Annotated in this window: 12 protein-coding genes and 2 pseudogenes; 8 read left to right on the forward strand and 6 right to left on the reverse strand. The window is 39.6% G+C overall.

Going from position 1 to position 14,078, the window contains the following annotated elements; translation table 11 throughout:
• Nucleotides 1–118: 118 nt before the first annotated feature.
• Nucleotides 119–1,459: a M60 family metallopeptidase gene (locus B3H30_RS14650; RefSeq protein ID WP_201639170.1), complete on the reverse strand. Its 1,341-nt coding sequence runs from the start codon at nt 1,457–1,459 to the stop codon at nt 119–121.
• Between the two features lie 925 nt (nt 1,460–2,384).
• Between B3H30_RS14650 and B3H30_RS14655 the strand changes: the two genes are divergently transcribed.
• On the forward strand, nt 2,385–2,786 hold the full coding sequence (locus B3H30_RS14655) for a helix-turn-helix domain-containing protein (RefSeq protein WP_070561060.1): 402 nt from the start codon (nt 2,385–2,387) through the stop codon (nt 2,784–2,786).
• A gap of 151 nt (nt 2,787–2,937) precedes the next feature.
• On the opposite strand, the gene B3H30_RS14660 is transcribed toward B3H30_RS14655, so the two are convergent.
• The 3 genes from B3H30_RS14660 to B3H30_RS14670 form a co-directional block, all read right to left on the reverse strand.
• On the reverse strand, nt 2,938–4,236 hold the full coding sequence (locus B3H30_RS14660) for a hypothetical protein (RefSeq protein WP_286834552.1): 1,299 nt from the start codon (nt 4,234–4,236) through the stop codon (nt 2,938–2,940).
• Nucleotides 4,237–4,446: 210 nt separating this feature from the next.
• Complete coding sequence (locus B3H30_RS14665) at nt 4,447–4,962, reverse strand: N-acetyltransferase (protein WP_070561062.1); 516 nt, start codon at nt 4,960–4,962, stop codon at nt 4,447–4,449.
• 85 nt (nt 4,963–5,047) lie between these two features.
• Nucleotides 5,048–6,463: a PLP-dependent aminotransferase family protein gene (locus tag B3H30_RS14670; protein ID WP_070561063.1), complete on the reverse strand. Its 1,416-nt coding sequence runs from the start codon at nt 6,461–6,463 to the stop codon at nt 5,048–5,050.
• Between the two features lie 58 nt (nt 6,464–6,521).
• On the opposite strand from B3H30_RS14670, the gene B3H30_RS14675 reads away from it, so the two are divergent.
• From B3H30_RS14675 to msrB, 5 genes and pseudogenes are all read left to right on the forward strand, one after another.
• Nucleotides 6,522–7,172 carry a 1-deoxy-D-xylulose-5-phosphate synthase N-terminal domain-containing protein gene (locus B3H30_RS14675; protein ID WP_254667629.1) on the forward strand — a complete coding sequence of 217 codons (651 nt, stop codon included), beginning with the start codon at nt 6,522–6,524 and terminating at the stop codon, nt 7,170–7,172.
• A 52-nt stretch (nt 7,173–7,224) separates the two neighbouring features.
• Nucleotides 7,225–7,317, forward strand: a pseudogene (locus tag B3H30_RS14680) (1-deoxy-D-xylulose-5-phosphate synthase N-terminal domain-containing protein); the annotation flags it as partial.
• Between the two features lie 54 nt (nt 7,318–7,371).
• Complete coding sequence (locus B3H30_RS14685) at nt 7,372–8,442, forward strand: transketolase C-terminal domain-containing protein (protein WP_254667630.1); 1,071 nt, start codon at nt 7,372–7,374, stop codon at nt 8,440–8,442.
• Nucleotides 8,443–8,729: 287 nt separating this feature from the next.
• Nucleotides 8,730–9,197 (forward strand): annotated as a pseudogene (gene msrA, locus B3H30_RS24770) (peptide-methionine (S)-S-oxide reductase MsrA); the annotation flags it as partial.
• A gap of 108 nt (nt 9,198–9,305) precedes the next feature.
• Complete coding sequence (gene msrB, locus B3H30_RS24775; RefSeq protein ID WP_349676162.1) at nt 9,306–9,725, forward strand: peptide-methionine (R)-S-oxide reductase MsrB; 420 nt, start codon at nt 9,306–9,308, stop codon at nt 9,723–9,725.
• 59 nt (nt 9,726–9,784) lie between these two features.
• On the opposite strand, the gene B3H30_RS14695 is transcribed toward msrB, so the two are convergent.
• Nucleotides 9,785–10,540: a response regulator transcription factor gene (locus tag B3H30_RS14695; RefSeq protein ID WP_070561065.1), complete on the reverse strand. Its 756-nt coding sequence runs from the start codon at nt 10,538–10,540 to the stop codon at nt 9,785–9,787.
• Between the two features lie 150 nt (nt 10,541–10,690).
• On the opposite strand from B3H30_RS14695, the gene B3H30_RS14700 reads away from it, so the two are divergent.
• Together B3H30_RS14700 and B3H30_RS14705 are read left to right on the forward strand one after the other, a co-directional pair.
• Nucleotides 10,691–11,497 (forward strand): DUF5694 domain-containing protein, encoded by an 807-nt coding sequence (locus tag B3H30_RS14700; RefSeq protein WP_070561200.1) that lies wholly within the window; start codon nt 10,691–10,693, stop codon nt 11,495–11,497.
• A gap of 86 nt (nt 11,498–11,583) precedes the next feature.
• Nucleotides 11,584–12,315 (forward strand): DUF3667 domain-containing protein, encoded by a 732-nt coding sequence (locus B3H30_RS14705; RefSeq protein ID WP_236560211.1) that lies wholly within the window; start codon nt 11,584–11,586, stop codon nt 12,313–12,315.
• A gap of 45 nt (nt 12,316–12,360) precedes the next feature.
• Here B3H30_RS14705 and B3H30_RS14710 read toward each other — a convergent pair whose 3' ends face one another.
• A complete protein-coding gene (locus B3H30_RS14710) occupies nt 12,361–14,076 on the reverse strand; it encodes a hypothetical protein (RefSeq protein ID WP_070561066.1) in 1,716 nt (571 codons plus the stop codon).
• Between the last annotated feature and the right edge of the window lie 2 nt (nt 14,077–14,078).

Below are 14,078 nucleotides of genomic sequence, written 5' to 3' on the forward strand. Positions count from 1 at the left end.
AACGTTTAGGACGCAAGTGTTTCCATGTTTTTATTGTAAAACAACGATTAATTTTTTTTCCGCGATAACGTACTTGTTTCTATCCGTCTATCCTGTCCAACAGGGTATTTAAGAATGTTTAATCTCTTAAAGTAGTTAGATCCTGCATTGGCGCTGGCAAATTCAAATCAGCTATTGCTGTATAGACAGATTCATCAACTTTAAACCCCCATTTTCTAAAAAAATCCGAGAGATCTTTTTGAGCAATCTGACATGCAGACAGCATAAAATAGCGCATTTTCTCTGCATCTGTCGAAACTGCGGGCCTGTTCTCGCGCGTAGTTTTGCTAAGTTTGATGTAAAAATCGTCGCCAAATCCCAACCAGAGTTGATGAAACATAATCATTTTCAAATCATTATCCCCCAAATTAAAGTTACGATCAGCGATATTTTTTTGAAAGTAAGTCGTCAATTTAGGCCAGGAATTATTGGCTGTCACTCGACTTACCGGCAATCCAAATCCCCTTTCGCTGGCTAGGGAATAGACATTCACGGTTGTTTCTGTCAGATTGCCCCAGGTCCAAGCTTTTTGTTGATAGGTGTGGCCGACCTCATGCCATATTCCCCATCCATTTGTATTGGACAGATATTTTGGCTGCAACATACGATAAGATAAGGCATCGGTAAAATAAATAGAAATACCGGCTGCCATATAGCCTCCAGCACTCGAATCCCTCACGGTAATCAGATGCTTATTGTAAGGTATCGCATGAACTCCACTGGTACCATTCAAGCCACTGATCCGATTGGAAAAGTCAATAATTGAATCCAGTCTATTAACAATCAGCTGTTGATCTTCGTCCCTGTACAACAGGGCATCGGCAATTTTGGCTACCATAATGGTGTGATCCGACGAGAAGATGACATCCGGAACGGTACTTTTCAACGAATCCAATGTAGCTACCCATTGCTCATGGGAGGTTATCCCCTTTTGAAAGTAAGGGACCGGAATAAATCCATTGCCAAAAGAAAGCTCGATTTCTCCAGTTGTTGTATAATTATCAGCTGTATAAATCACATAAACCAATCCCCCGTATTGATCCACTGTGAAAGTTTGCGTACCTGCCTGGAGATTGAAATACTGCCGGACTGGTCGAATATTATCTCTAAAAGGCGTCCCGATCGCTAAGCGTGCTGCTGTAGTACCCGAGTTGACTTTTACGTTTATGGTTATGGTACTGTTTGGCGCCACATAAAATCCGGTCATTTGCATTTCATTGTGATTCGCTCGAAATTGAAGTCTATCAGCCTCCGTTGCGGCCGAAGGACTTACGTTGAATAGTTGGACCGAATCCGCTATTGCTAAGGATTCTGCGCCGGTATCGTTTGGTAAGGTGTACATTAAGCTGCCATCTTTCCGGCAGGAAATGCTCATAGCGATCACTAAAATCGTGATTAAGGAAAACACGGTCTTTCTCATAATTTTTAAATAAAGTTTATAAATTGTATTAATTGTCCGCACTTCTTCCGATCATCCTACAAAGCCTCAGCGGCTGTTTCGAAGTTTTTTATTTTTTTTATCGATTTAGGATTCCACAAAACTTGAAACAAGATGATCCATACAAAGAATTCTCTTCACCTTCGGTAAAGTATTAGTTCATAATCTTAAAGCAAGATATAATATATTGTACAGAAAAATAATCAACTGCTTCAGATCAAACGTTTGCACAATCAACGAAAACCTTTTCGCTTAGACAAACATCAAATAACCCAAAAGAAAGTATATTTTATAAAAAATGACAAGAATCGAGTAATAACCTTATTCTGTACCGCGATAGAAGCTAGATGTTATTCAAACTAATCGCTCAGATCTAACGCTATTCGCTCGAACACTCCATCATCCAGCACTAGCGGAGCTGCGCATGATCATCTCAATAACCATGATTAAATTATAGATGAAGATGACTTGAAGTGGATTAATTAGACGTGAATCCTAAAAAACCTAAAAAAAAGCAGTATAACCAAAGGTTATAATCAACGTATTTCATAGTTTTATTTTTAATAAAGATAACATACGTAAAAACCTATATTACAAAGAATAATACAAAATAAAACAAGAGAAAAATGAAATCAGAAAATAGAACAAAAAAACGATTTCTCTCTTCTCGGAGCCAAGTTTTAATTTATCCTTCTATTTTTCAAAGGATAATCTGCTTCGCTTCAGTTTACCAGAATCAATTATAAAAAATTATAATTTTAAAAAGCGAATCGTTAATTTCGAAAAGTACACTATGAAATTAATACCCTAATTTTGCTTGTATTCAAAAAAGTTTGATGAAACATTTAATCTAAACTATAGCCTCAGAACACTATAGTGAATCAATAACAAGCGATTATCTTAAAACATGAAAAATAACATAAAGGAACAAAAAGAAACATTAAATCAATTGGATCAAAATTCAGCACCGCTAGCGGAACACCCCATTATAGTAGAATTTAAAAAACTCATTCACCAGTATCCTCAGAATCACTGGGATCTCCAATTCTACTTGAAAAAGCTCAACGTTTCAAGAATGGCCTTACATCGATTGACACTTTCAAGCAGTGAAACTTCACCCAGCACGATCGTCAAGGAAATTGTCGCAAGTGAGATTGCCAAAAAACTTGCTACCACTGAAATTCCGATTAAAGAGTTGACTTCGTATTATGGTTTTAGTTCTTCAGCATCATTAACACGGTTTATAAAAAAGCATACCGGTCTGAGTCCCCGAAAATTTAGGGCATTAAATGCGCTGGATTATATTTAAAAAATAACTCGAAGCTATCTCCCGATCGATAGCTAAAAATTGAATAGCATAGGGTAAGCTTTTTATGAAATTTGGGCGATATTCCTATATTTACCAGTATTTAATGCTGATTTGGTAAAGCTGCATAGTACAAAAAATCAAGATAGTGTATCTACTGCTTTTTGATAAGCCTGTAGTTATTCAGCGGTTCGTCCTTTTGCACGGCATACTGATCTTTGAGTTGCATCACCCAGCCCTCACCCTCTACGCGTTGCCCTTCGATTTTTGTAGGCCTACTAACTGTTATTTTATCCCAATTGGGCCCCATAAGCGCTCCACTTTTGACTTCAAGAATCCCCCAGTTATCAGTAATCCTTATGGTTGGATAAACAGTTCCCAAATCTGCGATTGGAAGGATATTTCTCGGATCAAAAGACACATTCATTTTCTCGAATTTTATAGTCATATGAGGCTGGTCTACAAACAAGGAACGATAAAATGCGATTTGCTTTCTTATTTTTTCCGCACGTAGCCGCTCTTCTCTGAATACCAGGTTCCCGTTATACTTCGCTGCTATGACTTTTACTGTTGCCGCAAGATCTTTCGGAACCTCAATGTTCAATTCGCGCATAAAAAATGCGGTTAAATCCGTATTTACTGAAATCTTTTGGTTCCAAAGCGGATCCTTTAAACTCATTATATAACCATAGATCGGCGTGGTATTATAGGCAAAAGACCTTACATAAGTGGGATTCGAGAAAAATCTGTCTACAACATTAGTAAAATGTTTTTTTGTTTTTTCTTTGTTTCTCCCACTAATCATTAGCCCGGTATACTCTGCGATTCCTTCATTAAGCTCCAATTGGTTTTCAATGTGGGCAGAACCTGGAAAAAGTGAATTTCGATACTTCCGAAAAATCAAAGCACCCTTCAAATGCATTCGTTGTTCATCTTGCGCGTCTGAACAAACCGCCTTTTTAAGTGCTTCCAATTCTAAACGTAAATATATTCGTCCATTCTCTTGGTCGAGATGGATACTTTCGCTGTTATTTTGAACAAATCCCAAAACCGATTGTGTTGAATGAAACAATTCATGGGCCAACAAATTGATCCGTGTATAATAATCTTTAGATAAAGGCAGCATAATCATCGCCCAAGTAAGCCCATTCCACGTTAAAGATGTATTGGCAATATTTACACTATCGGGTAATTTACCGATATAGCTATTTTTGTATTGCACAAACGAACTATCGGCACCAGAGTTATTACTAAATAGCTGCCGCGTATCAGGGTTTACCAAAATAATATTATCATATAAATCCCTATTCCACAACGAATAACCAATCTTAGCCGCAGTTTTAATTTCACTAAAGTACTGAACGATACTCTCTGGCTTTATGTCCTTAAATTCTTGCCCAAATGCGAATACACAGAACCAAAGATATAGAAGCGTTATAACTATTTTCTTCATTAAACAATTATGAAAAGGGATTATAAACGATATTTTTTAGTTTAAAGATATTGTTAAAGTTTGACAAACACCTTCTTTTTAAAAACTAAAAATACACATTATAAAACTAAAATATCTATCATTAAACAAAAAAAAGCGCACTAATCTGTGCACTTTTTTTGCTAAACATTATTATGCTTTGTTTAAACTTCACGATAAAGTTCCTTTGAACTATGAGGTCGCCTTAAGATATATTGCTGATTCCAAGGCCAATCCCTCGAATCTGCTAATCCCTGGCTGTTTTATAAATCCATTCTGCTCAAAAAATCCTATCGACGAACTTATTATGGGTTCATTCACCCATATCACGTCATAGGGATTGCAGACGGCAAGACATTTGTCCATTAAAGATGTCTCCATTTGCTGCCGAGCTGCATGTTGGCAGACACCAAAGTCCGCGATTCGAATCGCACGTGTACCTGCCAGGGCATCCGGTTTCTGCCCTTTCGAGGTTATTCTTGCATAACCCATTGGTTGATCGTCGGCATACACCACCAGCCATTGGTTTGACATGCTGTTTATTTCGTTGACAAGTGTTCTGGAATTAAAATTGTCAGCGATGTAATGTTCCAGTTCAGCTGGCTCCACTAAGTTGGCGAATTTTTCTAGCGCCAGTGTTTTGGTGATCATCGACAACGCTTCAATTCCCTGCTCTGTTGCCACCGTAAATTTTGTAACTATATTCATATATGCATCTCCTATTAAACAAACAAATGTACATGCTATCACTTGCTATTATTCGATACACATTATTCATTTAGCATCAGTACAGCTACAGGTTCCCACATAAATACCGACCTATATGCTGGATCGCTTCAATTCGTTTATCAGAAAATTTATCCGCGATGACCAACCTAAAATAATGTCCAAAAGTATTCGCAAAAGAGAACGTATAACCCGGTGTGAATCTCGCACCAATTTTTTCACATTGCGCATAAAAATCCGACATATCTGTACTTTCGGGCATTTTAACCCAAAGACTATATCCACCTGCCGGGGCAATCACTTTGGTTTGTTCGGGAAAACTGGAAGCGATTAGGTTGGTGGCTAGATAGGCATTTTTTGCCAGTTGCATCTTCAGTGAACGAATATGCCGATCGTAACTACTGCTGCCGATTAAACGGCTTACAGTCTCCTGATTCAAAGGGGAAACTGTACTGCCCAACGCAAACTTGATCTGTTCGGCATCTTTCAGAAATAGCCCTGTGCTTAACCAGCCCAGTCGAATTCCAGGTGCCAGGGTTTTTGAATAAGATGAATAAGTCATCACCAATCCGCTTTCATCAAATTGTTTTAAAGTAGATGGTCTACTCCCGTGAAAGTTTAGGTCGCCATATATATCGTTCTCGATAACAGCAACATGATATTGATGAGCAATCGCCAATAAAGCAATTTTCTGTTCATCTGCAAGCAAAATACCTGTTGGATTATGAAAATTCGGTGTTAGCACGACGGCTTTTACAGCACTTCTTTGACATGCTCTTCTAAAAAAATCAATATCGAAGCCTTCTTTAGTCAGAACAGGAACTTCAATGACACGCAGTTTGAGCACCCGAATGACCTCCAATACAGAAAATACACATGGACTTTCCACAGCAACAATATCTCCGGCTTCGCATACGGCTGCCAAGGCGATATACAAGGCCTGTAAAGCGCCATCTGTGATCAGCAGTTCATCTGTATGCAGCAAGGTCTGATGAGAGGCCGCACGGCTGACAATGTTGTCCTTCAATTGTACAGAGCCATTAGACGGATAATAGCGTAGCAATCCTGCCCCTAGTTCCCGAATGACCTGTTGCATCGTCCGAAGTAAAAGTTTTTGCGGAACAAGGAGATCCCCTGGAGCCGCAACATTAAATTCCGAAAAACCCCGCCCCAAAGGTGACGCTGTTGTCAGGCCCAGCCTTTGTTCAAAGACAGCATCCCTTACTATTGGTGGACGACCATGCCCTCCTGGTTCTGCCAGCATTTCATTTTTCGCACTGACATAGTAGCCAGATTTCGGAACGCTTTCCACTAGGCCACGAATCATAAGATATTCGTATCCAGCTTGAACAGTACTCATACTTAAACCATAATAATCTTTAAAATCACGTACTGAAGGTAGCTTTTGTCCGGGTTTATAGACCCCTGATTTTATATTTTTCTCGATTGCCTGTGTAAAGATTTCAAATTTATAGTTCTTCATCTGTATTGATCACTTTTACCTATACTGTACCTGTATCGCAAATCTAATCAATCTAAATTTGTCTAAAAAAGAAATGACAGGTAATTATCAAATCAACAGCCCCAGTGAATTACGAGCTCTTCCACAGGAGGTATTACCCGAATTAGGTCAGGAATTAAGGAACCTCCTCATTGACCATATTGCTACACATGGCGGTCATTTTAGTTCAAGCCTTAGTGTTGTAGAACTTACCATAGCAATACATTATGTGTTTAACACCCCTGAGGATAAATTGATATGGGACGTTGGTCATCAGGCTTATGTCCATAAATTAATCACAGGTAGAGCGGCTCGCTTCCATTCGAACAGGCTTCTACATGGCATCAGCGGATTTCCTGTTATGGAAGAAAATAACTTTGACGCCTTTGGTACTGGTCATTCATCCACATCCTTATCAGCAATTCTGGGTATGGCCTGCGCGGCCAGGTATAAGGGTGATCATAACCGTCAACACATCGCTGTTATCGGTGACGGCGCCATGACTGCCGGTCTAGCATTCGAAGCTTTAAATAATATTGGTTTCGAGCAGCCCGACCTATTGATTATATTAAATGACAACAATATGTCTATTGATGCCGGTACGGGAGCGCTACAAAATTATCTGACCGACCTGACCTCGGGGCAAGCCTATAATCAGTTCAAATCACAGATCAAAGCTGCTGTCGCGTAATAAGGATCGGGCACAATGGTCAATTGCTGCGATTAGAAAAATAGAGAAACTGATAAAAACGGGACTACTTGCTTCAAGCAATATTTTTGAGGCCTTAGGTATACGTTATTTTGGACCAGTGGATGGGCATAATCTCCATAAGCTTATCAAAATATTCGAGCAGTTGAAGCATATAATGGGGCCCAAAATAGTACATTGTGTGACGCAGAAAGGAAAAGGTTTTGCACCGGCCATGTTAAATAAGGCAGAATGGCATGCCACGGGGAAATTCGACAAACTGACAGGTGAACGGTTAGAACACCAGCTACCGCAACTCCACAACGAGACTTTTCAGCAGGTGCTGGGCGAAACGCTGACACAGCTGGCCCGAAGGAATAGTCGTATTATGGCTATTAGCCCAGCGATGCTTTCCGGCAGCAGGCTAACCGCAATGAAACAGCAGATGCCCAACCGTGTTTTTGATGTTGGTATCTGCGAACAGCATGCCGTTACTTTTTCTGCTGGCCTTGCTGCCGATGGACTACTTCCTTTCTGCTTTATCTATTCGACATTCTTACAACGCGCCTATGATCAGCTTATCCACGACGTCGCTTTGCAGAAATTGCCAGTCGTGTTCTGTATTGACAGGGCCGGTGTTGTCGGTCCCGACGGCCCCACTCATCAGGGGGCATTCGACATTGCTTTTCTCCGATGCATACCCAACATTACGGGCGCTTCCCCCATGACGCTTACAGACTTTAAAAATTTGTTGTTCACGGCTCAGGACATCGCTCTCGACGGACCGTTTGCAATCCGCTACCCAAAAGGTCGAGGTAACCAAGAGAAGCAATCCGACAAATATAAAAGACTTGAAATGGGAAAAGGAAGAAGACTTTGTTCAGGTAAAGACATTGCCCTACTCTCTCTTGGACCCGTTGGTCAATATGCACAGGACGCCTGCTGCGAGCTGCTCCAGGAGGACATCCACGTCGGGCACTATGATCTCCGGTTTTTTAAACCGCTCGACGAAGCGTTATTACATGAGGTATTCCAATCATATTCGTCTATCATCACCATCGAAGATGGATGTATCGCAGGTGGAGTGGGCACCGCAGTGCTTGAATTTATGGTGGAACATGGTTACTCGGCTACGTTAAAACGTCTTGGTTTGCCCGACTCGTTCGCAGTACAGGGTACACAGCAACAGCTTCACCAACTTTATTACTACGACAAACAGGCTATTATAGCCACAGTGAGACAGCTACACAGAGATACAGCTGGCGAAGTTTAGCTAAAAGGTCTTTTTGTCAGGACATACCTTTCATAGACTTATTTCGTCTTCCAATTGTAAAAAGAATCTATTAGAGTCAAAACTGTTTATATCTTCTAAGTTAAACATCCAGAAAGGTACGGTGTTTGTAGCCTACATGAAAGAAACAATGTTGTTTCTTTCATGTAGCAATCCATACCATGAAACACTTATTCGTCCTCCTTGCTATAGCGACCGGCTTATTTCTGATCAGCAAGGTTTGCTTTTCACAAAAAGGGAAAGACTTAAAACCGTCAACACAAAATACTATGAATACTACAAATCAAAAAGATCATGTTGTCTATTTTGCAGGAGGATGCTTCTGGGGAACTGAGCACTTCTTTAAACAAGTGCGCGGGGTCACCGCAACGGAAGTTGGCTATGCCAATGGAAACCTTCAGCACCCTTCTTATGCACAAGTTTCGACAGGAACGTCCGGGTTTGCCGAAACCGTAAAGGTAAACTTCGACCCAGCGCTTGTCGATCTAAAGCTGCTCGTAGACCTTTTCTTCAAAACAATTGACCCAACTTCACTGAATAAACAAGGCAACGATATCGGTACGCAATACCGTACAGGCATCTATTATACCAATGCCGACGATGCTGCTGTTATCAAAGAGCAAATAGCTGCTTTAGCAAGTCAATACAGGAGCAAAATAGTGGTGGAAATAGAACCTTTACAGAATTACTATAATGCTGAAGCTTATCATCAAAAATACCTGGACAAAAACCCCGGTGGTTATTGCCATATAAGCCCTGATTTATTTGAACTTGCACGAAATGCCAACCCCGAAAAAGCGAAAGTGAACATTGAGAACAGGTATAAAAAAGCTGACAAGGAGACCTTGAAGAAGGAGTTAACTCCATTGCAATACGATGTTACACAAAACAGTGCAACAGAGCGCGCATTTGACAACGCCTATAATGACGAATTTAGGGAAGGCATTTATGTCGATATCACAACTGGAGAACCCTTATTTGTCTCAACAGATAAATTTGAATCGGGCTGTGGATGGCCAAGTTTTTCCAAACCAATTAGCGATAGCTTGATTCAAGAACACGCCGACAATTCGTACGGGATGCGCAGAACGGAAGTACGCAGCAAAACTGGTGATGCACACCTCGGCCATGTTTTTAACGATGGACCCGCAGATAAAGGTGGTCTACGCTATTGTATAAACAGTGCTTCACTTCGATTTATTCCAAAAGACAAGATGAAAGCACAGGGCTACGAGAAGTACTTGCCCCTATTGGTAAAAAAATAATCTGCAGCGCCTCGATTGAGGCGCTTGCCCTGAACATTTCAACATCCGTCAAGCCATCGTTACAATAACCTATTATTCAATGCATAAACCAATGCTTCATTCATGTTACTTACCCCCAGTTTTTCAAATAATTTTCGCCGATGAAATTTCACCGTGTCAATGGAAACGAAAATTTTTTCGGAAGTTTCATGAATGGTCAGACCGCGATGATAAAAGCGTAAAATTTCTATTTCACGTTCGGTAAGGTTAATCTTTTTTTGGGAGTTCCATCTCCCAGTCAACAGATCCAACTCCCAAACTAAGTTGGAGTGGAACTTTTCGATCGTCACGTTGCCCGAAGACACATTGGTGGATAAAGATACGATACAAATTGCCTTCCATATTTTCCCCTCTTCTGTCAAAAAAACCGGCGTCAGTTTATGATTAATCAAAATAAATTTGTTATGCGCATTTTGTATCTGAAAATCATACGATATAACGTAAAGCTTCCGTTCCTCTATGGGTATTTTTTCGTAAAAACTGAACCCCGCTTCGTTAATCGTAATGAGCATCCGGAAATCATCGGACGGAACATATTTTTGATAAAAGCCATAGCCCATTTCCATCACCTCTGTGGCTGTTAAACCAGCGAGAAACAGCGGGTTGTCTGAAACAAACTCAAAGCTTTTGGCCTGATAATCGATTAGATAGATACTCTGGTAAGTAATTCGTGAGAAAGCTTTGACAAGCTCAATATAGCCATGCGTCTGCAGGATGTCCTTTTCTGAAAGACGATCAACATTATTTTTTTGTGAAAATAGCGCGTTAAAATCCATAACGAAATTCTAAGTTTCGAAGTTAAATAAAACTACACTCAAGTGTAGCTTTTATTTGGACAAACTGTAATACTTTTGGACAAAACAGCTAGAAAAATACAGCTAACTGAACGAAAAGCCGGAAAAAACATAAATCCATTTCTTACACAGATGCTTATTAAAACTATACAGATTCGAAATATTGGAATCGCCCTTGGGGTCTTATTTTTTGGGAACAGCTACGCACAGCAGAAAATCGAAGTTTTAAATTTTGGGACATTTCACATGAGCTATACCCCTGATGCCCATAAAGTAGAATTTGATGAAAAAGATCAAAAAAACAGAAGAGAAACTTATCATGTAGCCAAACTGTTGGCTGATTTTAAACCAACCATCATTTGCGTAGAAGTCATTTCTGAAAAAAACAAAGAATTGAACAGTGACTACAGATCTTTTATCGACGACAAAGGCCATAAAGCTAAGTTTGGTGGTGAAATAGCGTTAATCGCTTATGAAGTTGGCAAACTTGCAGGGGTAAAAACAATTTATGGAATTGATGAACAACAAACTGCAGCATATAATTACAACATTGCCAATGAACTGGAGAACCAGGTGGATACTGTAACGTATAAAAACTACATGGGAAAAATCATGAAGGAATTCACCCATATTGACCAACTCTCCATTTTAGATAAATTAAAGGTATTTAATCACAAAGAGACCCTGCAAAAATTTATCAATGTAAACGCTGATATCTTAACCTACAGTAGTACAAAAGGTAATTTTGAAGGAGCAGACGAAGCCACTAAATTTTACGGAAGAAATCTACGGATACTCTCCAATTTAAATCAGATCCCTGTCACGGCGCAAGATCGTATTTTGCTGATCACCGGTGCTACTCACGCAGCTTTTCTTGGTGAGTTTTTGCAACGGAGCCCCAAATACAAGCTTGTGGAAGTTGCTGAATACCTCCAATAAAATGGTCCGTAAAGAAAGTTTGCCTTTATAGGCTTTAAAAATGATATAGAGTACCTAACCTTAATTACCTAAAGAAAAACTTCAACATGATAACTTGCAAAAACTGCGGTACAGACATTACGTCAAAATTTTGTCCCGATTGTGGCCAACCTGCAACGCTGAAAAGAATAGATGCGCATTATATCACCCATGAAATAGAACATGTGCTTCACTTTGAACGCGGCATTCTCTATACCATTAGCGGATTGGTAACAGCGCCGGGGAAGAATGTGCAAAACTACATTTCTGAGAATCGTAGCCGGCTGGTCAAACCTATTATTTTTGTTATAGTAACCTCTTTAGTGTACTCAATTATTGCCCACTTTTTCCATACTGAAGAACGGTATATGCAGTCAATCGACAGCCATGGTATTGAAAGTAAACTCATCATCACGACCCACATCTTCCGATGGCTACAAGATCATTATGGTTATGCTAACATTATCATGGGATTCTTTATCGCCCTTTGGACTAAATTATTCTTTAAAAAATACGGCTATAATCTTTTTGAAATCATCATCTTATTATGTTTTATTATGGGGATGGCGATGTTAATTTATGCTTTTTTTGCAATAATTGATGGTATAACCCACCAGCGTTTTATCTTATACGCAACATTGGTGACCTTTGCATATTACTCCTGGGCCATGGGACAGTTTTTTGATAAGACTAAAAAGATCAGCTATTTCAAAGCATTTGCCGCTTTAATAATAGGCTTTATCTCCTATTTGATCGTCATAATGTTCATTGGTATTACCCTGGATATACTTATAAGATAGCCATATTGTAACGAACGCAGCCTTGTGTATCAAAAATCACCGTGATCAATTGATGCGATAAATAGGATAAAGAAGATGTGACTCTTCATAGTAAGGTGAATGTTTGTATATCCAATCCAGCTGCGCACTACTACTCGCAGCAAGTTTAGGGTTGTTCATCTTCTCGCGTTCAAAGGCAGCTCTTAAATCTTTATTCTCTTTTAGAAGTTTGGCTGCTGTATCTTCAAAAACATATGCTGAATAATATTCTTTCTGTCCTAAGATCGCATCAAAGAAATTCCAATTAAAATAAGAGTCTATTGCTTCAGGTTCTAAAGTTTCCAGCAAGAACTTTACACCGTCCTGATTCAAGGGGACTAAATAATCACCAGCACGAAAGTTTACCTTATTGGATTCCCGGAGGAGGCTGGTATCAAAATGTAAATAATGCCCTTCATAAGGACTTGAAGTTGTCTTGAAATCCTTAATTCGATACTGTTCCACCGCTATTACCGTATCTTGTTTTAGCGGAATCATTTTGATCTGATTGAGTGTTAGCAAGTTAACAATTTCCCATTCAGACTGCGGAATGACATAATACGATGGAATAGTTACTTCTTTTGTCGGAACATAGGTATTATATAACTTAACTTGTTTTGAAAACTTAGCGTTTCTATCATACCACAATCTATCTTTCGAGGAGACATCGCTCGGCTTATATTTTGCCTCGAAGCCCTTAAAGTCCAGTGGTTCATATTTCGATGAATCAAGCTTCCATGCTATGGCATATTTATCCCCTATTTGATATTGCTTGAGGTTTTCAGTTCTTTTTTGTTTAATCTCCTTATAATGCTGTTCCATAAAATCCAGATTACAACGCATATAATCATAAGTCGCTTTGACACGTTCTTGATAAGGTTTCAACATATGTGTTTCCACCACGGTTCCGATGACATTAAATAGACTGGTGTAACCTGTTGCATATCTTGGCGAATCCATAAAAGTTGGAAAACCACCATCAGGTACATCGTTGTGGATGTTAACATAGGGAACAGACATAAACCCTTTCTCCTGGAGATCTTTCAGTAAGGTTTTTTGCATGTTGTTATTAAAATAATTACCTAAAAGGTTTCCCAGACGTTCTTTGTTTGTTGAGATATAAGTAAAAGTGTACTGATAATCGGCCCCATTGCTCACATGATTATCGATAAAAACATCCGGCTTGACCCAGTGGAAAATCTGCTGAAAACTGCGCGAGTTTTTAGTGTCTGTCTTAATAAAATCCCTATTTAAGTCATAATGCCTTGCATTTCCACGAAAGCCATACTCTTCAGGGCCATTTTGGTTAGCTCGGGAAAAGCTCCCACGATTTAACATCCCACTGACATTGTAACTCGCGAGCGCAACAACGATAACATTTTGAGGTGCCTTTACCTTTCCTGTCGCCAAATCCCGCATGAGCATCATAGTGGCATCAATACCATCGGGTTCTCCGGGATGAATACCGTTGTTGACCAATAAAATACACTTCCCTTTCCTAGCGACTTCCAGTGTCTTTCCAAACGGATTAAATACGACCACATCTATTGGTTTATTGTTATCGTCTTCTCCCTTTGTTTCATAATGAATTGATGTATATTTCTCCGCCAATTCCTGATAGTAGGCCCGCATTTCTTCAAATGTTGTGGATTGATTACCATTGCCCCGTTCATAAGGTGTAGGCATTTGCGCATAACTTCTGCCAAAAAGCATAAAAGAAAATAATATCAGGAACCGTTTCATAA

The sequence above is a fragment of the Sphingobacterium sp. UBA7038 genome, from assembly GCF_002494055.1.
GTDB classification, from domain to species: Bacteria; Bacteroidota; Bacteroidia; order Sphingobacteriales; family Sphingobacteriaceae; genus Sphingobacterium; species Sphingobacterium multivorum.

Bases quoted from the DNA above. Each gene is read 5' to 3' on its own strand.
- B3H30_RS14665 (WP_070561062.1), bottom strand. From the start codon at position 4,962: ATGAATATAGTTACAAAATTTACGGTGGCAACAGAGCAGGGAATTGAA.
- B3H30_RS14705 (WP_236560211.1), top strand. From the start codon at position 11,584: ATGATAACTTGCAAAAACTGCGGTACAGACATTACGTCAAAATTTTGT.
- B3H30_RS14660 (WP_286834552.1), bottom strand. From the start codon at position 4,236: ATGAAGAAAATAGTTATAACGCTTCTATATCTTTGGTTCTGTGTATTC.
- B3H30_RS14655 (WP_070561060.1), top strand. From the start codon at position 2,385: ATGAAAAATAACATAAAGGAACAAAAAGAAACATTAAATCAATTGGAT.
- B3H30_RS14670 (WP_070561063.1), bottom strand. From the start codon at position 6,463: ATGAAGAACTATAAATTTGAAATCTTTACACAGGCAATCGAGAAAAAT.
- B3H30_RS14695 (WP_070561065.1), bottom strand. From the start codon at position 10,540: ATGGATTTTAACGCGCTATTTTCACAAAAAAATAATGTTGATCGTCTT.
- B3H30_RS14710 (WP_070561066.1), bottom strand. From the start codon at position 14,076: ATGAAACGGTTCCTGATATTATTTTCTTTTATGCTTTTTGGCAGAAGT.
- B3H30_RS14700 (WP_070561200.1), top strand. From the start codon at position 10,691: ATGCTTATTAAAACTATACAGATTCGAAATATTGGAATCGCCCTTGGG.
- B3H30_RS14650 (WP_201639170.1), bottom strand. From the start codon at position 1,459: ATGAGAAAGACCGTGTTTTCCTTAATCACGATTTTAGTGATCGCTATG.